The following is a 22,946-nucleotide window of genomic DNA, read 5'->3' on the forward strand; positions in this document are numbered from 1 at the left end:
ATTATGGACGCGGCCTGGTAGATGTAGGTCAAAGTACAGGGACATCCATTAGCACCTGGCGGTCAACTAGACGAACAACATACGGTGAACTATTAGCTGATGTAGTTCTCATTTATTTTTGACTATCAGATTTTTATACTGATCCGAACTCCATTTATGACAATACAAATAATCGCAAGCGACAATAAGTACGAAATTTTGGAGCGTTATGATGACGTTGCACCCTTTCTTGAACAAGTAGTCCGCGCCGCAGATGCTCATCGTAACGCGCTCGGATTCTTCGCTGAGAGTGTTTTTCATGATTTTGCACGTAAAGAGCGGCTTCTCATAATTACAGAAAGATCGCCGACTGGGCTCAGATACATAGGGCACCTACTATTTCGTCCGCAGTATCCTCGTGCTCACGTAATGCAGATGTTGACCCTTCCTGAGTTTAAGAGACGTGGATTAGCGAGTCGGCTACTTGATCACTTGCGCGCACAGCTTACTAGAAATGGTTTTATCTCCATTTACGCTCGCGTCGCTGAGGATTTGGTTGAGTCCAATGAATTTTGGCATAAACAGGATTTCTACGTACAGCGCGTGGAGAGAGGAGGTGATACTCGAAAACGGCAGATACATGTTCGATGTCACGAACTCGCCTCCCCTCAGCTGTTTCCTGCGAGCGGCATTGATGCAGGAAACCCGCTCGGGTTAAACACATCTGCTAAGGATGTTGTCCCCTTGTTTTTGCTTGATCTGAATGTTCTATTTGACGTGGCACCGCGCAGACCACGTCATAATGAGGTTGCCAGCCTATTCCAAGCAGAGCGATCAAATTTTTGTCGTTTGGCTATTAGTACCGAGATTCGTGATGAATTACAGCGAACCGCACATGTGGGACGCACCGATCCGATGGCCGCGTTCATATCGCTTTACCCAGCATTTCCGATTATTGAAGCCAAAGACTCAGGAAAATTGTTAAACGAACTTGGTGCATTGATTTTCCCAGATAGATTTAAGAACAATCTGCTCACTGCTAATGATCGCTCTGATCTGAGACATGTTGCGACTGTTATTCAACATGGATTAGCAGGCCTAATAACGAATGACCAGGCAATTTTATCGGCGGCACACGCTGTCCAAAAGCGTTATTCTATCGAAATCGTGTCACCTGCGGCATTTAGAATTGAAGGAGACGTTCCAAATGCTAGCGCCGAATTTGATACTCAACAGGACGTCACTTTATCTCTACAAGAGGCGCTCCCCGCAGATGAAGCAGCAGTTCGAGCGCTTCTTTCTAAACTTACTTTGTCTGGTTCAAGCATTGCCTCGGGGTGGATGCCTATTGATCCTCAGGGGCGTATCGCAAAATGTTGCGCTGTCTGGCAAGATGGTGTGCTAGTGGGGTACGCCACTTGGGCGGCCAAAAGTGGTGTTGGGACTGTTACGATCCGAATCGCAGTGGATGAAGCATCTCCTCAGGCATTGAACGCAGCCCGAATACTTTTGATTTACATGTTGGATAGTTTGACAATCAAAGGCTCTCAGAGTATCCGACTTGAGCTGCCACCGAATCAGTCTCATGTAAGAGAGCTAGCCGCGGGCTTTGGTTTTCACAGCACTGGCGATACTGCTTGCCTTACCAAACTAGTACTTGGCAATGTTCTGACTGAAACTAATTGGCAAGAGAAACAGTCGGAATTGTCCGCAAAGTGTGGATTGAAATTGCCAGTTACAGCACCAAAATATCGAAACGCTGATCAGCCGATTCAAGTACTTACTCCGAATGGAAATCAAACACACGTATCTCTCGATTTGCTTGAAACGTTACTTTCTCCCGCGTTGCTATGTCTGCCAGGTCGACCAGCTGTCTTGACTCCTATTCAGAATATGTTTGCGGATGGGCTTCTGGGAAGTTCACCGCAAGCCTCGCTTCTCCCACGTGCCACAGCTTCACTATTTCAAGATCGACACTACCTTAGTGACCCTCGCACATTGCGGCATTTCAAGAGAGGAACGATAATACTGTTTTATGAATCCACAAGGGGTAATGGTCGCGCTGCTGTCGTTGCAATCGGTCGTGTGCGTGAAGCGTATCTCCGACCAGCCGATATGTTCGACAGCGATGGCCTTGAGCATTCGGTGCTCACGACGCATACACTGGATAGAATCGGCAAGTCAAAGATGAAAACTGTGACAGTATTTGACAATATTTTTACGCTACCTCGCTCAGTACCACTAACTACCCTAAGGCGTATTGGATGCGGAAATTCGAATCACTTGATTACGACTCGGCCCCTTACAGATGTGCAGTTTCAGGAGATTTTGACCGAGGCGTTTTCGCGTGGCTAATTCAGAACACATACTGATGTCGCTGGCTCCTCGTCACGCGAGAAATATTTTTGATGGTGTAAAACACATTGAACTCCGTCGACGAACTATGAATGTCTTGCCAGGGACGTTTGTTTGGATTTATGTGACATTGCCAGTTGGCGAACTAATGGGGAGAGCGAGGATTTCGGCTCTGCATGTAGCATCACCCAGTTCTCTTTGGAGACAATTTGGTTCTGTCTCTGGGCTGACTAGGCGTGAATTTCTTGGATATCTCGAAGGATTAGAGAACGGGGTCGTACTTGCATTAGAGGATGTAAAAATTCTCCAGGAGCCACAATCTTTACAGAACTTGCGTGACATTTCTAATGGATTTAATCCGCCTCAGTTCTTCATCCGGATAGATGAAAAACATTCTTTCTTCGACCCATTAAATAGTTTGAAGTTTGCTCGGCGTCAGCCGAGAGTGAAGTCTTGATCGCATGCACAAGATATTCACTCCGATATATTTCTATCAATAAAATGCTGACATCGCATAAGTTTGTGACATAGTCCGTCGTTGCCATCATTAATCACTCATCGAGCCCACATGAAACGTGACTTTGAATTTTTAACCTACCTTGTAGCAGACTTCTTTTCCCGAAAGTCTGTTCGAGACACACTTTCTACAATCTCTTATTTTGAAATCTCAGGCTGGGAGAAGTGGGTTCAGATCGAATTCGCAAAGTTCTGTATGGATCATGAAGAAATTTCTGATTGGGGGCGAGAACTACGCTATGAACTTGACAAGAGAATGTCAAACGGGAAGTCGTCTTGTTCTATCGATTTTTTGATTCGGCAGAAACGCAAGCAATCTCCCATTGGAATAGAGATAAAACAGCACCCATCTCCGAATGGCTGCGTCAAGGCAATGCTAAAAGATATCGCAAAGGTGCAACAGATCAAGTACTCCCAAGATGATTTGCGTGGTATTTGGTGTATTGGCATTCACGCAGCTGAATCTGCTGCAGAAGTTTCCCGGCTCGTTACTTATCACGCTGACAGATTGGACATCAATATCAATCCTCAGTTTGTTTTTTCTAAAGAAATTGGCAAAACGGGCTTTTCTGTAACTGTGTTGTGATCAATAACAAGCGTGGGATCACCCATTAGCCCCCGATAGTCAAGCAATGCAGGAGCACGGGGTCAGGCCTTACATCTGACATTCCACGTTTGCAGGAGCACGGGGTCAGGCCTTACATTTGACATTCCACGTTCATCATCCTAAACTCTACCGGAACTAAATCAACGGGAGATTGAAATGGCGAGACCCTTACGCATAGAATTTGCAGGTGCTTTGTATCACGTCACTGCCCGCGGGAATGCACGCGCGAATATTTATGCGAATGACGATGATCGCGAGCGGTTTTTATCGCTGTTGAAAATAGCAGTGGATCGTTATGATTGGTATTGCCACGCTTACTGTTTGATGGATAATCACTACCACCTGTTGATTGAAACAAACCGTGCAAGTTTGTCTGATGGTATGAAATTGCTCAATGGTTCTTATACCCAGTATGTCAATCGGCAGTATCAGCGCGTCGGTCATGTTTTTCAGGGGCGGTTTAAAGCGATTTTGGTGCAGAAAGAATCTTACCTGCTTGAATTGGCGCGCTACATCGCTTTAAATCCGGTACGTGCTGGCATGGTGCGCAGTGCCAAGGATTGGCCGTGGAGCAGTTATCGCGCTACTGCGGGCATGGCAGAAGGCGCGCCATGTTTAACAACGGATTGGGTTCTAGGTGGATTTGCCAAGACCAAGCATATCGCACAGCAGCGCTATCGTGAATTTGTACAGCAGGGCAAAGGACAGCCTTCTCCTTGGCAGAGCCTGAAGAACCAAATTTATCTCGGTGACGACGATTTTGTACTCGATATGCAATGCAGGCTCGATCCCGAACAATCACTCAAAGACATCCCCAAAAAACAAAAACAAGCGCCGATCAAACCATTGGATTATTTTGCCAATTTGGGAAATACGCGAAACGAAAATATGGCAATGGCCTACTTAAGTGGGCACTACACATTAGAGCAAGTAGGTAGTCATTTTGGGGTAAGTTATGCGACGGTTAGTCGCGCAGTGAAACAGAAGGAGCGTGGTGTTGATTGACTACTGAATGTCAAATGTAAGGCTTGACCCTTAATTCAATGGAATGTCAAATGTAAGGCTTGACCCTTAATTCAATGGGGAAATCTTTTCTAACACGAAAGTCATTTTAGGTTCCTTCAAATTTCGAATCATATATTAAAAAAACGCACGTCTTCGAAGGCTATAGTTTGAGACGTGCAGCACAAGCACGGGGCCACCTCAGAATCGCGTCTTAATGGAACTTTTAACAACTAGAAAAGTCAATGTGTACCCGCAACAATTGTGAAACTCGGCTAGCTGCGGAGTGGGTTCGAGAATTGTTCGAAAATTTTAAGAAAATGGATTTTCTTCTCAATAGAATTTGAAAGAGCATTTTTTATTATCAATACGTGAAAGGTACTAAATTGGAAAATTTTGATTTCGTAAAACGTTTGGAAAAATTGGAGACGAGAAATCGCATGCTTGCTTTGCTCTGCATCGCATCCTTTGCTGTTTCTGGTGGATTATTAGTCAAACTGACTCTCGACCAAAAGAAGCTAAGCAAGGACGCGAGCGAGCAAACGTTGTCGACATTAAATATAGCGGGAGAGGACGGCGTTAAAAGGTTCATTCTGTCAAACACTGCACCATTGGCTCCGATACAAGGCGAATTTATTGCTAGAACGGTGCCGCCTGGCATGTCAGGAATGATCTTTACAGATCCAAAAGGAAATGAGGTTGGTGGGATTGGCGTATCTTCACGCCATACAACGGTTGCTCTTGATTATCGAGATACCCCGATCGAGGCAATTGGACTTGCAACCTATCAAGGGAAAACAGGTCAAAGCGCGATGCTGAAGGTAATGGACAATCCAAAGGATACCGTCGACGTAAAGAAAATCAAGGTGAACGATCCTGAAGAAATGAAGAAACTACAGTCATTGATGGTCGATCGAATTACACTTGGTGTGGAAGAGAATGTAGCATCGCTTGTCATTAAAGATCGAGAAGGGAAGGATCGTATCTTGATAGGTGTCGATAACAAGGATCAACCGTACATCAAAGTTTTGGACAAAAATGGACTTGAGGTTGATGCGTCGACCAAGAAAACTGCAAAAACGTCGGATACCCATTTGTAAGATAGAAAAGTAGCTTCCATGAGCGCGTTTTGAGCGGGTGTCTTTTCAACATTCGCTTTCAATATACGTATCAAGGAACCATTCAATTTCAAAAAGCCACCCTCAAAACTCGGGCGGCCTCTCTCCCGCGACCACAAAATGTTTTTCCAAAGCCAAGTCAGAGCGGGAGATGATGGCTCTGTCGAATAATCCATTCTTCGCAGTTCCGTAGTTCTTCAATGGAAATTGCTAAGCGCAATCCCAACCACCGGATCATTAGTTCGTACTTGTTACCCGATTAGTTAATCAGTAAAATCAGACAGTCCAAGATCACTCGATTTTCTCCAAAATTCAAATAAGTACTAACCATAAAACAAGATTATGCTCAAAGCCGACAAACTCCTTATAGCGAAATTGTCATCTGATTGCGAAAGTCAGTACGAACAAGCGGCGCACGATCTTGCGGCCTTACCCCGAGGACATTTTGAACAACATCCTTTGTCTCGGAAGTATGTGGTCGAACACCAGAATGCATTGATCAACAACTTCCACCAAACGCGAAATCAAGTGGTACGAGATTGGATCGTACAAGTGCTCGCTGATGTGCAGGCGCGGGGCAATGATTTCAATCAAATCGTCAAGCAGTCTCTGCACCCAGACTGCAGTTTCCTGACAACCTTACTGTACGCAATGCTCAATGATCCATATGCATTTCGTGATTGCAAAGAAACGATCAAATTGCTGTCGACGCATGCGAATGCAGAAGTTCGCTGGCGCTGTGCCTCATTCCTAGAAAAAATCCCCCTAGATTACGACATCGATATTGACAGCTTGCGCCGCTTAATGGTCGATGAGGATGAAACTGTGCGTTTATATGCTGTGCTGGCACTAAAAAATCTGCGCCGCTTAGAGGCTGCCGACCGTGCGATCCTGAACCAAGTACTTCAAGTGCCGGACAGTGCCCGCGCATATGCAATGGAGATACTTGCGTCTGATTGGGCGAAATGATGTAGAAATACGGAGCAAGGGGTAACGCAGGAAGCCTAGGGTGAGGCCTTACATTTGACATCACTACCTACCGTGCGTCCAATGATAGGTCTAAATTAAGACTTTATACTGACTTTTGGATATTCATTTAGCGGAGTTTTCCATGCGTTTTTCAGAACGTGTCAAACCTATCAGCTATTTCAAAGATAACGCAGCCAAAGCGATTGCTGAGATGACTGAGACGCATGAACCACTCATCATTACCCAAAATGGCGAAGCGACCTGTGCTATACAGGACTTTAAAAGCTATGAGGACACTAAAAATACAATGGCTTTACTGAAAATATTAGCACTTGGTCGCAAGCAAATTGAAGAAGGACAATTTAAACCTGCTCGCGAAGTCTTCGCAAAAATAGACAAGGAAATACTCGAGTGAGTTACACCGTGTACATGTTAGACGATGCGGAAGATGACTTATGGAATACCCCTACCTACATTAAGAACCAATTCTCAAAACCATTGGCAGATAAAATTTATGTCGGTATTCGAGACAGTATTTTGATGCTAGAAACATACCCGCTAATAGGGACAACAATTCCACAACTTGCCGCATTGGGTATGACACACTGGCGGCAAATGGTCGTCATGGGAAAAATCGAGTTGACTATGAAGTCGAACAGAGTCGTCGGCATATTTATGTCTATTTGATCTGCACAGAACGGCAAGATTACGATGCTTTTCTTCAACGAAGAATTTTTAAAAGATAATCCTCAGTGCTGAGGCGCGGGGTCAGGCTTTACACTTAATATTTCTCTCTCCATCGTATGCTCTACCGTAACTAAACCGACGAGAGGTCGAAATGGAGAGACCGTTACACATAGAGTACGAAGGTGCTTTGTACCACGCTACCGCCCGCGGGAATGCACGAGCGAATATTTATGCCAATGACGATATAGAAAGCGGTTTTTATCGCTGTTGAAAATCGTTGTCGATCGCTAGATTGGTATTGCCACGTTTACTGTTTGATGTGCAATCACTATCGTGTTTTGATCGAAACAAACTGAGTTGGGATAAGTTACGCGACGGTTAGTCGAGCTGTGAAACAGAAAGAGCGTGGTGTGACCCTATTCTTCTTTGAATTGATACCTACATATTGATATGAAAAAGCAATTTTCTGTAAAGTTATTTATGTTTTGTTGGTTAACGATGGTGACGTTGTTGTTATTGTTGCTCGTTTTCCATAAGTTCTTTGATATTGATTTATTCCCCTATATTGGCCGTGTGATTTTTTTTATCGCTTTTATAGCGATAGTAACTGGGGGCATAGCTTTTGTACGCTCTCTCTTGCGATACAGTAAGCAAAAAAAGTAGTGAGCTGTGGGGATCACGGTTGTGGAACATAGCACTGCGTCAAGGCTTGTCCCAATTTGCTGACATTAAAAATGACTAAGAAAACGATGACACTCACCAAAGAAATTTTATGCCGGCAATCAGCGGAATTGAGTTTAGGAAGCTTGCTGCCAGAAACGATGCAAGCGAGTATTTCCTCCATGATGGATCAGGGATTTTTCTCTCATAATTGCTTAGATATTTTGAGCAATGTAAAGCCCACCCATGATGACGTCTATCCGACTTTTTTAGAAATGCTAACCTACTGCGATATTCCTACTTTTAGTGAGAGTGATGCTGTCAGGGTGCTGGCGGAATATTATTTGATACCGATTGCCAATGGTGAAGTTGATCCAGCAAATGGATTACATCAACTTATGGAGAGCGTAATTTGGAATTATGGTTTCCCTAACGATCAATCTTACTCATGTGATTCACATGGATTAGCGCTTCTGTATGGCACCTACTATGCATGCGATGATCTTGACCCAATTCATGATGCGTCAGACAAACGATGGGAAGACCGAAACGACATGATTGTTATTCATGCCAAAGCTTGGATAAAAAAATATTCGCCAGTACGACGATCGATTGAATAAAAATAGAATTAGACAGAATCAGACAGAATTAGATAAAGACACGCCCCCGATTCAGGCATTCGGGGGCAGCTCTATGTCGTGCAATGTTGCGTAAATCTTTAATTTGAAAGAATCAGTCCGCCAAATCAAGAAGTTCCAGTCTTTGTTTGGCAAGAAGATATCTCGCACGAACATCATCAATTTGCTGTTGCGTTAGTTTCTTACCATAGGTACGCAGTCCGCCTTCGGGATCATTGTGATGAATGCCCATGGCAAACTTCAGATATTCCAACAGCAAAGGCTGCGCATCGAGGTAAGAGATGGAATTGAGTGCTTGAGAAATTTTATTTGCCTCAGCCCATTCGCCTTTTAAGACGTGCTCTTGCATCGTGATACTTGCTTTGGGGAAGATCGTCCCGACACCGGTAATCCCGCCGCATGCGCCAGCCAGCCCTGCATGCACAGTGACGGAATCAACGCCTGCCAAAATTTTTAAATCTTTGTTCTCTACAATCAGCGTTTCGATAATTGAGACATCGAGCGTCGATATTTTGAGGGCGACGACTTCTGGTAGCGCGGACAGTTTTCTGAGTAGATCGGTTGACAATGCATGATAGCCAGCTGCATCAGGATTGTTATACGGCATGATGGTGACGCCTACATTTTTTGCAGTGGCTGCTGCAAGCGCATAGTAGGCATACATTTCTTCTTCAGAAGGAGCTTCCTTGGTTTTTGGCGGCATGACCATGACGGTATTCACGCCAACTCCTGCGAGTCCTTCAATGATAGTCGCAAGCTGTTCCTTGGTTTCTGCTGCGGCGCCACTGATCAACGGGACATCGTATTCTTTAGCCACGTCAGACAGGGATTTGAGTAATGCGAGACGCTGTTCGGGAGTCAGGTAACTGTTTTCACCGAGCGTACCAGAGGCGACTAATCCACCAAATCGGCTGCCGCCCTTGCCTTGCGCTTTTAAAACCAATGCGGCTTGTCTTTTTGTCTCATCAAAGTCGATTTCCAAAGCACCGGATTCTGACTCTTTTAGCCATGTGAACACCGCTGGCATCACCGTATATCGCCAATCTTTACTATTCGTTTCCATCATATTCCCTATTATTTTAGGACTCACGCAAAACAGACGCTAGCGTCGTTGTTGTCGCCTCGCTAGCGCAATTTTGCGTAAGCCCTACATTTAAAAACATTACATATAAATTCCACCAAATAGGTCATAGCAGTTGAACCACATTCGGTAAAACTGGAGGATTATTGGCTTACGCTATCACAGGGCTTAAGTTCACGCTCTAAGTCCATCACGTGCCAAATCGTGCCAAAACTTGCCAAACATCGGTTGATCCCAGAGTGCATATTGTCTTTGCTATCGCGATCGCACTTTTAACTTTTAAATCAGCACAGCCGGAATAACAGACATCCACTCATCATATTTGCTTCCGCCAAAAAACATAGAAAATTTAAGCAAGGCAATGAGTACATAAACTAAGTATACCGTTAATATATTAACGTACATAGTTGAAATATTCAACTTATTCGTCTGTTGGTTGAAACAAGCCGATCAACTGTGTCTGATGGGATGAGAAGCACTAAAGGCTCCAATCTCCAATGTGTGGATGTTGGAGCCTATCTATCCGACATGGCGGATTTGCTTTTATTACAGCGGTGTAGTCGATTTCAGTGCAAATACCTTATCCGCACGCAAGCCAAACATGGGTTGTAGTGCTGGTATTCTGCGCACTACTTCAAATACCGCAAAGCTGCTCGTAATCGTTAGTACGATTAACACTATCGCTTCAATCCCCGGCGCTAATGAAGCTGGTTTGAGGACATAGGCGAATACCACGATAAAAGTCTGATGCAAAATATATAGCGGAAAAACCGCTTGGGTCAGATAGCGACGTTTGGGGCTGTCAAAATGAAAGTGCTTATGCGCGAAGCCACATGCCGCACCAATCGCGCTCCACTGGCATAGTGAGTAAATCAAGTGAAACAGCTTGCTCCAAACAGGAAACGGCGTGGCTGGCCATCTATCGTCAGGCCAAGCGTCGAAGACCAGTACCAAAGCCCAGCAAGCGAGTGCCGTGCCTAGCAAAGTCCACCGTGCGGCATCGAAGCGTTGCCAGAATTCAGTTTGGCGCGCTAACAAAGCGCCGAGCAAAAACAAAGTAAATGAATTAGCGTGATTAAACCAATCATCGACTAAGTCGTGCGTCGTCGGAAACCGATTCGCTAATAAAATACGGATCAACGCAAGTAGCAGTGTCGGTAACACGATCAACTTCCAACCGGTTAGATGTTTAGCTAAGAAGTTGCCGAGTAACTCAAAATGCTTGCCAAGGCCGAGCGAGATTCCAGCCAATAATAAGGAGTAAATCCATAGATAGGGTACAAACCACAGATGGTTCCAAGTCGGAAGATCGAGGCAACCATCCTTATCGCAAAAGCCGTGATAAGCCTGTAGATAAAGTTTCATAAAATCGAAGTAGTTTCCTTGATATCCAGCTTGTTCGACGGCCTCAACAAATGCTTGAGGCGGCGTAACGACCAACATGCCAAAAACCAGCGGGATCAAGAGTCTCGCACTGCGTTGACGGATAAAGCCACCAACGCTGAGCTTATTGAGCATCCAGCTCGATGCGACACCCGACACCAAGAACAATAAGCCGAGCCGCCATGGCGAAGAAAGCTTCATCAAGGGCTCAATCGCATTGCTAGCATTGACACTCTTCACGTGCCAATCCCAAGTGACGTAATACATCCCCACGTGATAAAAAATGAGGACAAAGAAAGCGAAAATGCGTACCCAGTCAAGAAAGAACTGGCGGCTGTCGTCATGGTGATTTGTGTGCATGGTATGCGACCTGATAGTGATAACAGGATGCAGACTAATCGCGAATAAATGGAGACGCTAGCGAGATGGGGCGAATTGGATTGCGGATGGGGCGAGCTGGATTCGCCGGATTATTGGTCCATCCATTTTGATATCAAGTTTAAAGCTTTTCCATCACCGAAGCGCGAAACTGGCGGCTACACGGAACCCGAGCGCCGCCACGCAAGACGAGTTCGCAATCACCTTTTTCAAGTGCGACGACAGTTTCGATGTAATCGGTTTGTACCGCCGCACGTCGATGGCAGCGCACGAAAGCCTCGCCTAACTGTTCAAGCAATCCGGTCAAGGTTTGGCGCAGAAGTAGGTGCGCATCTAGCGTGTGCAAGATCACATAATTATCGGCGGTTTCTATCCATTGAATCTGTTCCACTTTAACCACCCTAGTCTTGCCGCGCTCACTCACCAAAAGCTGACGCACTGGTAGACCTGATGCCGGGTTTGAACTTGTTGCTTTGGTTGCTGAGTTTGCTAAAGTTGCTTTCTGTGCCAACATGCGTTCACGTACGCGCTCTAGCGCACGAAGCAGACGCGTTTGGTCGTAGGGCTTAAGCAGATAGTCAATCGCATTCGTATCAAAAGCACGAATGGCATACTGATCGTAGGCGGTGACAAAGACGATCAGTGGCGCAGGGCTGGGTAAAGAAGCCGCTAGCTCGATGCCGCTTACCTCTGGCATTTGAATATCAAGAAACACGACATCAGGTGTTTCTGCGGCGATGCGCTCAAGTGCTTCGATGCCGTCGCGTGCCTCGCTGACACTCAGGATGTCAGTCTCCTGCGCTAGCAAGCGGCGCAGCTTGTCACGGGCAGGTCTTTCGTCGTCTACGATCAATACACGCATGGCAAACTCACTTCGGCTCGTACGCCTGCTGGTGACAATTGCACTAGCTTAAAGCTAGCTTGATTGAGATGCAGAGCTTCAAGCCGCGCCCGCAAATTCACGATGCCAATGCCGTTTCCGCTTGGCCCTAAACTACCGCTATCGTCTTCAACCCTGAGCACTAATTGGCCTTCTAGTAACGCGGCACTCACTTTGATGCGCGTCATATGACGGCGCGACTCCACCGTGTGCTTAAACACATTTTCAATCAAAGGTTGCAAGCTCATCACTGGCACTTTACAGGCCAAGCTTGCTTCATCGAGGTCCCATTCGATTTCTACCCGATCAACAAAGCGCTCAGTCATTAAGCTTACGTAAGCTCGCGCCAGTCGCAGTTCACTAGCGAGCGTTATTTCATACTGCTCACTCAAATCAAGACTAGCGCGCAACATGTCCGCTAACTGCTGCAAAACGGCATCGGCGCGTACTACATCTGTTTGCATGAGCGACGATATGGTGTTGAGCGCATTGAATAGAAAATGTGGCTGCATCTGCTGCGTGAGTCGGAACAGCTGTGCCTGTTTCAATAAATGCTTGGCCTGTTCGGCACGCGCCCTCTCGTCCAGCATTTTTTGAAACGACAATACGCCAAAGCGTGTGACGATAAAGATGGCAAAGAACAGCGCTACTTTGATCGATTCATATAAAAAGAGTTGCGGCCAAGCTTGGTGCGTGTACGTTTCGCCCATCAGCGCATACACGCCATGGCGGATACCAAATGCCATCGGAACAAACAATAGAGAGTTAAATGGTATCCAAATCAATTGCAGTCGAAACCAAAGCCATGGGCTTGCCAGTAGGTGATCATGCCGGCGCATTAAGTGCAATTGCACCAGCATCAAAAAGGTCGCCGATATCCCCGACGACAATTCCCATAGCACTGGCTGCCAAATAGCAGACCCGCCATCTCGGACAAAATCTTGTACCGCCGTGACGACCAGCAATGCCCAGAACAACAGCCAGGCGGCGATTACGATACGTGTGGTGCGGGTGATAGTCACGATGAAGACGGAGAGGAAAAATCTTATTTTTACGTATTTGTGAGGCCTTGTCAGCAATTAAAGTGAAGTGGAAGCCAAGTCTTCGCAATAGAAGCACAGAGGTGCACCTAGAGTCTGGCCGTGGATTTCGTATTCATCCACTAGGGGCCAATATGTATCTGTAAATTAATCAGACGGAGAATGCGATGTTTGAGTTCTTAGTATGGCGTTAGCTGAAAATCTGCCAACCAAGAATTTAGGGTTTGCTATCAAGGAAGCAGATCGTATTGCGACCTTTAGCTTTGGCCTGGTACATTGCTTGATCGGCTAATTTGACGATGTCGATGTCATCGTTTTGCAGATGGCGCAGGAGGACGACGCCGATGCTGGCGGTGCAGTGGTGTTGAACGCTGGTTTGTTTGTGCGCGTTTGGAATGTCGATTTGATAGAACGCGGATAAGGACGCGCGAATTTTTTCTGCGATGTTGCAAGCTAGCTGTTCGGCTTGCGCCAGCTCACTTTCCAAATCGCTGAGGATCACGACAAATTCATCACCACCAAAGCGGGCGACGGTATCGACTTCTCGTACGCAAAAGCTGATGCGATGGGCGACTTCTTGCAGCAGTAAATCGCCCGCGTTATGGCCATATTCATCATTGAGTGGTTTGAAATTGTCGAGGTCGATGAATAACACAGCGGCAAAGCAATGGTGACGTCTGCAAGCCGCCTTGGTTTGTTCTAGCCTATCGTCGAGCAGGCTGCGATTTGGCAGACCTGTGAGCGCATCATGGAAGGCCATATGCTGGATTTTTAATTCTATTCGTTTGCGCTCGATGGCGATGCTGGCGAGTTGTGCCGATTGTTCAATGATGTAGACATCTAAATCAGCGAGCGCATTTTTTTCTCGGTGGTAGATGGCGAAGGTTCCCAATATTTGTAACTCGGACGAGAGTATCGGTTGCGACCAACATGCGCCCAAACCCGCTTGCGCTGCTAGCTCGGCATACGGTGCCCAATAAGGATGGCTGGCGATATCGTCCACCACCACCCGCTGACCTAAAAATGCCGCTGTTCCACACGAGCCTACGCCCACACCGATGGCGACGCCATTGATGGCTTGGTTGTAAAAGCTAGGCAAACTAGGGGCGACACCATCGACTAGATGTTTACCTTCTTTATCGAGCAATAAAATGCTACACATAATGTTGGTATGCAGCAGCTCAACACCGCGCACGATCGCTTCTAATACGCTGGGTAAAGGGATATTTTTCGCCAATAATTCCAAGGTGGAGCTGCGAAATTTTTCGTATTTTTCTAGCTGTTTGCGTTTGGTGATGTCGTGCGAAATACCTAAAATACCAATGAGTTTGCCATCGGAATTGTGCAAAGGTGTTTTGCTAGTTTCGACTAGCTCGCGGTGTCCGTCATGGGCGAAGCTAATCCATTCTTCGTTAATGTTCAGGCCGCCTTTTTGCATGGCTAACAGATCGTTAGCGCGGAAAGAGTCGGCTAGTTCTTTGCTGACAAAATCATAGTCGGTACGACCGATGATATCTTTTTCCAAGGCGCCAAAAAATTGTTCAAAACGCTCGTTACAGGCAAGATAAACCCCATCAGCATCTTTCAGCCAGATCAGTGCAGGCAGTGCTTGAAGTATGGCACGCAGATTATCTTCTGTGAAATTCGCCAGCGAGAGCATTTGTTGGTTCATACATGTCCAGACTGAATATTCTTGTCCATTGTTGATGATGAATTTCAAGCGCACGAATTACAAAACGGGATCTTTAACGGTATCTATAATTAATATATGTGTTAAAGAATTTTACTTAAAGCATTTAGTTAAAAAATCTAGCTCACAACCTTATTGAGTTGTTGAATGACATCCTTTGATTCAAATAATAAAAGAATGCATATTCTCTGAAGACATATGTTCTATCTTAAACCTATAACTCCTCAGCGAATGTGAAATATCGCAATAAACAGACACATTTAGAATGCGGCGTTGGCCGTGTTTTTTTTTGCGATATTGCTATGCATACCGACTGATAGAAGCTTATCGCCTCCGTGTAGATTAAAGAAACCCTTGATTGGATAATTACTTAGTTTGTTGCTACTTTAACGTCGAAAATTCTAGATTCAGTTGAGAAGAAGGGGCGTGTTCAAAGTACGCTTGCAGTATTAGCGCTGATGTGGAATGAGACCATTTTCTATTTTTAAAAAGAAACGCATGCAAATTTATACAATATGTTGCGCAATATATTGTATTATGCGTTTTTTATTTGAGGAAACCACAATATGCGGTATCACTTGCAGCTAATTAAAATGCTCTCGGCTCTGTCAATCATTTGTTCATCATACGCATTTGCCGACGCCCCAGATTTGTCGCGAGAGGATAAGGGCGCGATCATCGCTTCTCTCAATAACACCTTAACGGCAAACTACGTGTTTCCGGATATCACGCGAAAAATTGCATCCGCGCTTCAGGACCACTTGAAAAAGGGAGACTATGATTCGGCTACCACGAAAGCGGAGTTTGCGCGCAAGCTGACTGATGATCTCGTAAAAGTTAGTGGCGACTTGCATTTCTTCGTGGGTGTAGATTCAAAATGGATCGCAGACTTCGAGGCGAAGGCAAACCCAGCACTTAAGGCTAAGATACGAAAGGAAGAGTTGAACAAGCTAGAAGAGACTAATTTTGGTTTTGACGAGGTTGCTCGCCTAAAGGGAAATATCGGTTATATACGATTTAGTTATTTTGCCGATCCAGAACTTGCGTATGAAACGGCCGCATCCGTAATGCGCTTTGTTGGTAATACGGATGCGCTGATCATCGATTTGCGTTATAACAACGGCGGTTATCTGGAAATGGCGCAATTTTTAGCCAGCTATTTTTTCTCCAGTGAAAAAGATCAGCTCCTCTTCGATTATTACTACAACGAGGACGGCAAACGCATCGCGCGCGGACAATGGGTTCTACCAGGACTGCCAGGGAAACGTATGGTGGAAAAGCCGCTCTATATCCTTACAGGCTCTACGTCGTTTTCCTCAGCAGAATGGTTATCCTATTCAATGAAAAAACTTGGGCGTGCGACCTTGATCGGTGAGCGGACCGCCGGCGGAGCGCATCCTGTTGCTCGGAAGCCAGTCAATCGCGATTTCTTCGTGCAAGTACCAATTGGCCAGATACAAGATCCTGTGGAACATGGCGATTTTGAAGGTACTGGGGTGCAACCTGATATCCAAAGCCCGTCTATTCGCGCACTTCCGCTGGCACATAAGCTGGCGCTTGAAAACCTAGCGAAGAAGGACGAGGCCAAGCGCGCCGAAATTGAATGGCTACTCCCTAGTTTGATGGCGGCTATCCAGCGCCCGCAGGTCGATGTTACCATGCTGAAAAACGCTGCCGGCAAATATGAAGGTCGTCTGCTTGTATTCGACAATGGAACACTCTACTACATTTGGCGCGAGCGGTTCCGGGTAGCGTTGGAGCCGCTCGGTGATGACCTGTTCGCGGTTGAAGGGGTTTCAGATTTTCGATATCGCTTAATTACCTCACGTGGAAAAGTAGCGGCGCTGGAGCGAGTAAACAGGGACGGTAGCATTCAGAGATACAAGCGTCATGACTAAACGAAAACTTAATTCACCAGCGATCGATGATGCGGTGTATCTTGGCCGTGCTGTCGAACGACTGAGCATCCTAATTGAAGAGCAATCCCAGAGTGTGTTCGATGCGATGGGGATCATCATCCCAGTCCGTTCGTGTTCGCTGATGACTGTTCTGGCGGCGCTCGGCGAGGCTTCAGCCGCGGATCTGGCACGTGAACTTGGACATTCACATCAATTGGTCATTCAAAAGCTACCTAAGCTGGTGCGTTTGGGTCTTGTGCAGGATAGAAGTGATGACGATGACGCCCGACGAAGGGTTTTTATCCCCACTGATGAAGGCTTGGCACAGCTTAAGAAATTTGAGCAGTGTACGTCATTGATTCGCGATGCCTATACCCAGTTGTTTGCTGAAGTAGGCGACGTTCGGCAATTAGTGGATAGAACTATCGATGCGCTCAATGAAAGACCGCTGGAAAAGCGTATCGATAACAAAAAGTGACAGCAAGATTTGATAATCGTCTAGCCCCCCCTACAGCAAGAAGCAGAGGGAGAGAGTAATCGTTCGATGTTACCGAGGCATAAATCCTGAGACTAAACTATTTAATCTTTGCTTGTTTTCGAAAAAGAATCATTGTTATAATCGAGCCCGAAGCGCATTGCGACTTCAATTCCCCCTCTCTCCATAATAACGATAAAAAGGAGCTCATCATGAATGCAATCAACCTGATCCCACTACACGCTTTTTTTATTAGCGGGTTACGTCAGGCTTAAGCGTATTTCTTTTACCTCGTCAATCTGAAGAGTCAGATTCAGCAGATTTTTAGCAAAATAGATTTACGACCAACACGTCCTGGCGACGACCTGCACTTTTACAGGTTGAAACCGAATGGGCAATTCCTCATTACAAATCATCGCAGAAAATGTTTCTGTGATCGCCTCACCAAAAACTTGGATTGAAGGAGGCGCAATCCAGCAATTACAAACAACAGCAAAACTGCCTGGCATGCACAGAGTGGTTGGTATGCCTGATTTACATCCGGGGCGCGGCTATCCTGTGGGCGCGGCTTTCTTTTCGATTGGTCGCTTTTACCCTGCATTGATTGGTGGCGACATCGGTTGCGGTATGCGCTTGCTAAAAACCGATCTCTCGATTGCTAAGATCTCGCTCGATAAATTAGTGAAACGTTTAGGCAATATCGATGCGCCCTTGATCGAGCAAAGCGATGTTTGGCGCGAGCGCGTGCGCTCTTTTCAATTGCAAGATAGTGGTTTTGAACAAAGCTTGGGTACGATAGGCGGTGGCAATCATTTTGCCGAGATACAGCAAATCATCGAAGTGTTTGATCAAGACATTTTTTCCGCACATGGCTTGGATCGCAAACAAGTGATGTTGTTGGTGCATAGCGGTTCACGCGGTTTGGGTGGACATATTTTGCGCGAGCATATTGATCAGTTTGGGCATCTCGGGCTGGCTGAAGACGATACCGCCGCGATCGCGTATTGGCAGCAACATCAGCAGGCTTTAGATTTTGCGTTGTGCAATCGACGTTTAATCGCCGAGCGTATTTGTGCGAATTTGGCGACGGATGCTGAAACTGTATTAGATATTCATCATAATTTCTTGAGTGAAGTGAGCATCGATGGTGTGCGTGGCTTTATACACAGAAAAGGCGCCGCGCCTGCGGATGAGGGTTTAATCGTGATCCCGGGTTCACGTGGTGATTATTCTTTTGTGGTGCAAGCTGTACGCGGCGAGTTGGCGAGTCATAGCCTATTTTCGCTTGCACATGGCGCTGGTCGAAAGTGGATGCGTAGCGAATGTGAAGCACGTCTCAAGCAACGCTATACGGCGGCGCAATTAAGTAGAACTGCGCTAGACAGTCGCGTGGTGTGTCACGACAAAGGCTTGATCTTTGAAGAAGCCCCCGAGGCCTATAAACCCATCGACAGTGTGATTACATCGCTGCAAGAAGCGGGTTTAATCAAGGTGGTTGCCAAGCTCAAGCCTTTGATCAGTTATAAAACTTCAGGAGGGTGCTGCGTATGATCTTAGTACAAATCACCGCGGGTCAGGGGCCAGAAGAATGTTGTTTGGCCGTAGCGAAGGCTTGGCAAGCTTTACAAGCCGAGGCGAAACGCCACGCTTGTAGCCTCGAATTAATCGAGAGCGTTAGTGCTGCGCGTGCGTCCAATTACAAATCTTTGTTGTTGAGTCTTGAAGTGGAAAGTGAAAATTCGTCGATCACATGGATACAAGAGTGGCAAGGCAGCGTGCAATGGATATGTGCAAGCCCTTATCGTTTGCGACATCCGCGCAAAAATTGGTTCATTGGTGTGCGCTTGTTTCAAAATGAAGGGCGCATCGTTGATGACACCATCAAATTCCAAGCATGTCGCGCCAGCGGCCCCGGCGGGCAACACGTCAACAAAACCGACAGTGCGATCCGCGCCACACATCTGGCAAGTGGAATCAGCGTGAAGGTGCAAACCGAACGCAGCCAATACGCGAATAAAAAATTGGCGCAGCTTTTGATTGCGCAAAAATTAGCAGAGCGCGACGAGCAGCAAGCGCTTCAACAAAACCGTGATCGGCGATTGAGTCATTTCGAATTAGAACGTGGCGGTGCGAGTCTGGTGTTTGTTGGTCTTGAGTTTAGGCGTCGATGATGGAGTGTGTAGGTTTCGAAACCGATAATTGCAGTGACTACTTGAGTATATAAGGCATATTTAATTTTGCGGTAGTTAAATAGCAGGTATGAATGTTTTAGACATTCGTACCGCTATTTTCAATGTTTTAGTGTTCCGGGTTCGATGTCCAAATTGTGGTGCCTCTGCTTTCTATCAAGGGAAAAGAACTGCAAATGGAACTCACTATGCTGGTTATGTGGTCCGACAATGCATGAAATGTGGGTGTGATTTCACAAAGGCGTATTGCGATTGATACGAAGACAATGCGATGATAAAGCCTTGCTGTGACACGTACTATTCGGTGGATGCGTTGCATCCACCTTAAGTTCGAGAGTTGAGCTTAGTCAGCATGTTCCAATTTACCTAAAGCGGACTACGCCATTCTTGATCGAGCCAGTCATACATCATGAGTGCGTAAGAGGTGGCGAAGAGTATTTTTTTCGCGTTTGTATCATTGCTTCTTTCTATCCAGATTTTTGGTGTTTGTCCTTCAAATGAGATCGCCGCGACATGCGCATTGTCTTTGTAAAAATGCAGGCCGGATGTGGCGGCAACGGTGAATGGTAAGTTGCGCCATTCGCCATTGACTAAGAATTGCCGTCCTTTTTCATGTTCGATCAGGTAGAAGTCGTTTGCACTCCCGGAAATAGGGCGTCCTAATTCTATACTTGGTAGTTGACTGCCTTCGGCGTCAAGACCGAGTTGCCAGACTTGATCTTGCAAGATCAGCTCGCAGCGTAAAAAGCTGTAGAGTCGATCGCGTTCTGTCGTAGTGGTATTTCTATCCCTGCCTTGGCGGTCACGCTTCTGTTGTTCTACATGGGCGACATCATCAAGTTGATAGAGTTGGCATTGCACATCGACTGGTTCTTGATTTAGCGTAGAAGTTACCGCGGGAACCACTTGAAAGTGATATGTACGTTCGCTTGCGAGCTTGTACTGTTGCCGAATCGTCGAACGCATCCCTAAGACTTCATTCCACAAAAAGCGGGTAAAGCGATCTGCCCCGGTTAGTTGTAAACCACTGATACCGCTACTTGAAAAAAGCTGCTGACTGCGTTCAGATTTTTCGCGTGAAATATGCATGGCTCGCACCAAAAATTGCTGCGTGTTTTGTTCGAAGTGCTGGTCTTTGTATTGTGCGATGGGCTTGCGTATGGTGATTATTTCAGCACGTTGTTCAAAGTCTGCTGGCAGCGGTATGCGCTGATCTTGTACGGTTTGGCAAGCGCTCAAGCTCAATCCTGCCATTGCGAGGGCGAATAGAGTGAATGCACGTGGTGGTTTGATAGTGAATAAGAACATAAGTATCTCTGTCGAAAGTATCGGCCTGTAAAGACAGCTAGTGTAAGAAACTTGCATTAGTACGACAATTTTTAGCATAAAAGTACTAGCACTTGCGACCAGACAGTGGACTCAGCCGCTAGTCGCTCGCTTCCCAACAAAGAAAAGGAGAAGGAAAGTTTCGTTTAGATACCACTTCGTAGGATGTGATTTCAGGCGCACTAAGATTTTTTTGATCTCTGTACAAGCTTCGCGCATCATTTCTTCGAAACTGTCGACTGAAAAGATGGTAATACAATATGGCCTCGCCTTTTGGCACTCACTAATAATCCAATAGTAAAAACCGTGATACCGATAGCATTGCCAGTCAGCCAATTTGGTGCTGTCACTGTTCCTATAAATCGATCCTAGCGTGCTCCTTTACCAAGCTTCATCGCATTACGCATAAGTTTTAAAAAGCTCGGGCATTCAAAATGGCTGCTTGCTGGGCACACGGCGGCATGGCGTAGGCTTTTCGCGATTGCCTGTAGCTGGCGGATTTGGCGGTCGATTTCTACCGCTTTGTTGGCGAGCATGTCGCGTTTGAGTTGTTGTTTGCCTTGTGTTGCGGGGACTAGCAGATTTTTGATATCCGCCAGCGAAAAACCTGCTGATTGCGCCAGTATGATAAATCCGATGGTTTCAAGAACCTCGGGCGCGTATTGACGTCGCAGGCCTTTGCGACTGTGACTGTTGATTAGACCGAGTTCTTCGTAGTAACGCAAACGTGAGGCGGGGATGCTAGTTTGTTTGACCACTTCGGCTATGTCCATCGTCTTACTCCAAAAAAATCCTTGACTTCAAGTGTACTTGAACTTGTATGCTAATGTCTTCAATCGATGAGACTCGTGCGCAACTTGCTGTGCGTACAGGGTTCTCTTAATCAAATTTAGCGAGGATGATATGGATGCACAATTTTGGCACGACAAATGGCAACGCCGCGAGATTGGGTTTCATCGCGAGCAGATCAATCCGTATTTGCCCGCGTATTTTCCGACCCTCGGCTTGCACGCTGGGCAAACTGTGTTCTTGCCCTTGTGTGGTAAGACTAGAGATGTCAGTTACTTCTTGCAGCTTGGATTGCAGGTAGTTGGTGTGGAATTGAGTGAAGTCGCAGTGCAAGAATTATTTGCAGATTTGGGTGTGCAGCCTGAGATCAGCGATGTACTAGGCATGCGCTGTTATCAAACTACGCAGTTGCGTATTTTTGTTGGAGATTTTTTTAAGCTTACGGCAGAACACCTAGGCCGCATTGATGCGATCTATGATCGCGCAGCCTTGGTCGCCTTGCCATTGAATATGCGTCAAGCGTATGCCAAGCATCTACTAGATCTTAGTCACAACGCGCCGCAATTGTTAATCACCTATGAGTACGATCAAAACGTCGTAGATGGTCCACCATTTTCAATCTCTCGATCAGAAGTACAACAACACTACGGAGGCGTTTATGCGATTGAGGACTTGCATACCGCTGAGGTAGAAGGTGGTATGAAAGGAAAAACATCCGCGACTGAGTCGGTGTATTGCTTGCGTAGCAATGAATGATTCTTAGCGCGAGATAATTCGCGGCTCAGTCGATCATGTATTGCGGCTTATATTGATCATCCAATTTAAAAACAACTCAAATTGGCTTTCGATATTTGTGTCCTAAAATTAACTTAGCATTTGCGTGACTTATGTGTTTGCAGAATGGTTTATCTTCATAATTTGAGACAAACATAAAATATTCGCCGTGAGCGTTTCGGGCATAACATGTGAGAGAGTAAGACATAATCCAGCCCTCGTTATTAACAATATCTTCGCTCGATTTGATGATCTCTGCTTCTGCGCCAATAAGAATGAACTCAAGTGTCGCGGAATGTGTACGATATTCCATAAACTGCTTTAACGCCTGTGCTCGATAGGTATCGAGAGAAATTGAATCAGCAATCCCGTTCAGTGAAATAGTGATTGCCCAAACACAAAGTACGATTACGATCACGGTATAAATAAAGTTCATGCGGTACAAGGAAGATGAAGGTATTTTCAGACGAATGATGCACTTCTAATGTGAATATGGTTCTCAGCAAATCTGG

General features: G+C 46.0%; 22 protein-coding genes. 14 read left to right on the forward strand and 8 right to left on the reverse strand.

The genetic code is table 11. The annotated features are described in order from the left end of the window. The first annotated feature begins 156 nt into the window (after positions 1 to 156). The 9 genes from KDM92_RS04900 to KDM92_RS04940 all read left to right on the forward strand — a co-directional run bounded on the left by KDM92_RS04900 (position 157) and on the right by KDM92_RS04940 (position 8,513). Positions 157 to 2,334: a GNAT family N-acetyltransferase gene (locus tag KDM92_RS04900; RefSeq protein WP_212683265.1), complete on the forward strand. Its 2,178-nt coding sequence runs from the start codon at positions 157 to 159 to the stop codon at positions 2,332 to 2,334. After that, a complete protein-coding gene (locus tag KDM92_RS04905) occupies positions 2,327 to 2,791 on the forward strand; it encodes an ASCH domain-containing protein (protein ID WP_212683266.1) in 465 nt (154 codons plus the stop codon). The genes KDM92_RS04900 and KDM92_RS04905 overlap by 8 nt, the downstream gene beginning before the upstream one ends. Positions 2,792 to 2,902: 111 nt before the next feature. Then, positions 2,903 to 3,436 (forward strand): hypothetical protein, encoded by a 534-nt coding sequence (locus KDM92_RS04910; protein WP_212683267.1) that lies wholly within the window; start codon positions 2,903 to 2,905, stop codon positions 3,434 to 3,436. A 177-nt stretch (positions 3,437 to 3,613) separates the two neighbouring features. Then, a complete protein-coding gene (locus KDM92_RS04915; protein ID WP_212683268.1) occupies positions 3,614 to 4,462 on the forward strand; it encodes an REP-associated tyrosine transposase in 849 nt (282 codons plus the stop codon). A 368-nt stretch (positions 4,463 to 4,830) separates the two neighbouring features. After that, on the forward strand, positions 4,831 to 5,559 hold the full coding sequence (locus KDM92_RS04920) for a hypothetical protein (protein WP_212683269.1): 729 nt from the start codon (positions 4,831 to 4,833) through the stop codon (positions 5,557 to 5,559). A 360-nt stretch (positions 5,560 to 5,919) separates the two neighbouring features. Beyond that, positions 5,920 to 6,546, forward strand: coding sequence for a hypothetical protein (locus KDM92_RS04925; protein WP_212683270.1), 627 nt, complete (start codon positions 5,920 to 5,922; stop codon positions 6,544 to 6,546). 142 nt (positions 6,547 to 6,688) lie between these two features. After that, positions 6,689 to 6,961, forward strand: coding sequence for a type II toxin-antitoxin system Phd/YefM family antitoxin (locus KDM92_RS04930; protein ID WP_212683271.1), 273 nt, complete (start codon positions 6,689 to 6,691; stop codon positions 6,959 to 6,961). Beyond that, on the forward strand, positions 6,958 to 7,233 hold the full coding sequence (locus KDM92_RS04935; RefSeq protein WP_212683272.1) for a type II toxin-antitoxin system RelE/ParE family toxin: 276 nt from the start codon (positions 6,958 to 6,960) through the stop codon (positions 7,231 to 7,233). The genes KDM92_RS04930 and KDM92_RS04935 overlap by 4 nt, the downstream gene beginning before the upstream one ends. Before the next feature lie 734 nt (positions 7,234 to 7,967). Continuing rightward, complete coding sequence (locus KDM92_RS04940; protein WP_212683273.1) at positions 7,968 to 8,513, forward strand: hypothetical protein; 546 nt, start codon at positions 7,968 to 7,970, stop codon at positions 8,511 to 8,513. A 112-nt stretch (positions 8,514 to 8,625) separates the two neighbouring features. Here the strand turns inward: KDM92_RS04940 and KDM92_RS04945 are convergent, their stop codons facing one another. The 5 genes from KDM92_RS04945 to KDM92_RS04965 all read right to left on the reverse strand — a co-directional run bounded on the left by KDM92_RS04945 (position 8,626) and on the right by KDM92_RS04965 (position 14,965). Next, complete coding sequence (locus tag KDM92_RS04945) at positions 8,626 to 9,594, reverse strand: dihydrodipicolinate synthase family protein (protein WP_212683274.1); 969 nt, start codon at positions 9,592 to 9,594, stop codon at positions 8,626 to 8,628. Positions 9,595 to 10,158: 564 nt separating this feature from the next. Next, complete coding sequence (locus tag KDM92_RS04950; RefSeq protein WP_212683275.1) at positions 10,159 to 11,355, reverse strand: acyltransferase family protein; 1,197 nt, start codon at positions 11,353 to 11,355, stop codon at positions 10,159 to 10,161. Between the two features lie 139 nt (positions 11,356 to 11,494). Continuing rightward, positions 11,495 to 12,235: a LytR/AlgR family response regulator transcription factor gene (locus KDM92_RS04955; RefSeq protein WP_212683276.1), complete on the reverse strand. Its 741-nt coding sequence runs from the start codon at positions 12,233 to 12,235 to the stop codon at positions 11,495 to 11,497. Beyond that, positions 12,223 to 13,275, reverse strand: a complete 1,053-nt coding sequence (locus KDM92_RS04960; protein WP_329603128.1) for a sensor histidine kinase — start codon at positions 13,273 to 13,275, stop codon at positions 12,223 to 12,225. Before KDM92_RS04960 ends, KDM92_RS04955 begins: the two co-directional genes overlap by 13 nt. Positions 13,276 to 13,510: 235 nt before the next feature. Then, the gene (locus tag KDM92_RS04965; protein ID WP_212683277.1) at positions 13,511 to 14,965 is read right to left on the reverse strand and encodes a sensor domain-containing protein; all 1,455 of its coding nucleotides are present in this window, start codon (positions 14,963 to 14,965) and stop codon (positions 13,511 to 13,513) included. A gap of 584 nt (positions 14,966 to 15,549) precedes the next feature. On the opposite strand from KDM92_RS04965, the gene KDM92_RS04970 reads away from it, so the two are divergent. The 4 genes from KDM92_RS04970 to prfH all read left to right on the forward strand — a co-directional run bounded on the left by KDM92_RS04970 (position 15,550) and on the right by prfH (position 19,527). After that, the gene (locus KDM92_RS04970) at positions 15,550 to 16,881 is read left to right on the forward strand and encodes a S41 family peptidase (protein WP_212683278.1); all 1,332 of its coding nucleotides are present in this window, start codon (positions 15,550 to 15,552) and stop codon (positions 16,879 to 16,881) included. Further along, entirely contained in the window at positions 16,874 to 17,359 is a 486-nt protein-coding gene (locus tag KDM92_RS04975; RefSeq protein WP_212683279.1) for a MarR family transcriptional regulator, read from the forward strand. The genes KDM92_RS04970 and KDM92_RS04975 overlap by 8 nt, the downstream gene beginning before the upstream one ends. A gap of 387 nt (positions 17,360 to 17,746) precedes the next feature. After that, on the forward strand, positions 17,747 to 18,907 hold the full coding sequence (locus KDM92_RS04980) for an RNA ligase RtcB family protein (protein WP_212683280.1): 1,161 nt from the start codon (positions 17,747 to 17,749) through the stop codon (positions 18,905 to 18,907). After that, a complete protein-coding gene (prfH, locus tag KDM92_RS04985; protein WP_212683281.1) occupies positions 18,904 to 19,527 on the forward strand; it encodes a peptide chain release factor H in 624 nt (207 codons plus the stop codon). The genes KDM92_RS04980 and prfH overlap by 4 nt, the downstream gene beginning before the upstream one ends. Before the next feature lie 384 nt (positions 19,528 to 19,911). Here prfH and KDM92_RS04990 read toward each other — a convergent pair whose 3' ends face one another. Beyond that, complete coding sequence (locus tag KDM92_RS04990) at positions 19,912 to 20,853, reverse strand: hypothetical protein (RefSeq protein WP_212683282.1); 942 nt, start codon at positions 20,851 to 20,853, stop codon at positions 19,912 to 19,914. A gap of 386 nt (positions 20,854 to 21,239) precedes the next feature. Then, a complete protein-coding gene (locus KDM92_RS04995; RefSeq protein ID WP_212683283.1) occupies positions 21,240 to 21,644 on the reverse strand; it encodes a helix-turn-helix domain-containing protein in 405 nt (134 codons plus the stop codon). Positions 21,645 to 21,774: 130 nt separating this feature from the next. On the opposite strand from KDM92_RS04995, the gene tmpT reads away from it, so the two are divergent. Then, entirely contained in the window at positions 21,775 to 22,416 is a 642-nt protein-coding gene (tmpT, locus tag KDM92_RS05000; protein WP_212683284.1) for a thiopurine S-methyltransferase, read from the forward strand. 76 nt (positions 22,417 to 22,492) lie between these two features. Here the strand turns inward: tmpT and KDM92_RS05005 are convergent, their stop codons facing one another. After that, positions 22,493 to 22,870 carry a hypothetical protein gene (locus KDM92_RS05005; RefSeq protein ID WP_212683285.1) on the reverse strand — a complete coding sequence of 126 codons (378 nt, stop codon included), beginning with the start codon at positions 22,868 to 22,870 and terminating at the stop codon, positions 22,493 to 22,495. Between the last annotated feature and the right edge of the window lie 76 nt (positions 22,871 to 22,946).

It is taken from the genome of Affinundibacterium baiyunense (genome assembly GCF_018139645.1).
Taxonomy (GTDB): Bacteria; Pseudomonadota; Gammaproteobacteria; order Burkholderiales; family Burkholderiaceae_D; genus Undibacterium; species Undibacterium baiyunense.

Coding starts and splice junctions, on each gene's coding strand:
- KDM92_RS05005 (WP_212683285.1), bottom strand. CDS start 22,870: ATGAACTTTATTTATACCGTGATCGTAATCGTACTTTGTGTTTGGGCA.
- prfH (WP_212683281.1), top strand. CDS start 18,904: ATGATCTTAGTACAAATCACCGCGGGTCAGGGGCCAGAAGAATGTTGT.
- KDM92_RS04990 (WP_212683282.1), bottom strand. CDS start 20,853: ATGTTCTTATTCACTATCAAACCACCACGTGCATTCACTCTATTCGCC.
- KDM92_RS04900 (WP_212683265.1), top strand. CDS start 157: ATGACAATACAAATAATCGCAAGCGACAATAAGTACGAAATTTTGGAG.
- KDM92_RS04975 (WP_212683279.1), top strand. CDS start 16,874: ATGACTAAACGAAAACTTAATTCACCAGCGATCGATGATGCGGTGTAT.
- KDM92_RS04915 (WP_212683268.1), top strand. CDS start 3,614: ATGGCGAGACCCTTACGCATAGAATTTGCAGGTGCTTTGTATCACGTC.
- KDM92_RS04970 (WP_212683278.1), top strand. CDS start 15,550: ATGCGGTATCACTTGCAGCTAATTAAAATGCTCTCGGCTCTGTCAATC.
- KDM92_RS04930 (WP_212683271.1), top strand. CDS start 6,689: ATGCGTTTTTCAGAACGTGTCAAACCTATCAGCTATTTCAAAGATAAC.
- KDM92_RS04980 (WP_212683280.1), top strand. CDS start 17,747: ATGGGCAATTCCTCATTACAAATCATCGCAGAAAATGTTTCTGTGATC.
- KDM92_RS04925 (WP_212683270.1), top strand. CDS start 5,920: ATGCTCAAAGCCGACAAACTCCTTATAGCGAAATTGTCATCTGATTGC.
- tmpT (WP_212683284.1), top strand. CDS start 21,775: ATGGATGCACAATTTTGGCACGACAAATGGCAACGCCGCGAGATTGGG.
- KDM92_RS04910 (WP_212683267.1), top strand. CDS start 2,903: ATGAAACGTGACTTTGAATTTTTAACCTACCTTGTAGCAGACTTCTTT.
- KDM92_RS04950 (WP_212683275.1), bottom strand. CDS start 11,355: ATGCACACAAATCACCATGACGACAGCCGCCAGTTCTTTCTTGACTGG.
- KDM92_RS04945 (WP_212683274.1), bottom strand. CDS start 9,594: ATGGAAACGAATAGTAAAGATTGGCGATATACGGTGATGCCAGCGGTG.
- KDM92_RS04955 (WP_212683276.1), bottom strand. CDS start 12,235: ATGCGTGTATTGATCGTAGACGACGAAAGACCTGCCCGTGACAAGCTG.
- KDM92_RS04940 (WP_212683273.1), top strand. CDS start 7,968: ATGACTAAGAAAACGATGACACTCACCAAAGAAATTTTATGCCGGCAA.
- KDM92_RS04995 (WP_212683283.1), bottom strand. CDS start 21,644: ATGGACATAGCCGAAGTGGTCAAACAAACTAGCATCCCCGCCTCACGT.
- KDM92_RS04965 (WP_212683277.1), bottom strand. CDS start 14,965: ATGAACCAACAAATGCTCTCGCTGGCGAATTTCACAGAAGATAATCTG.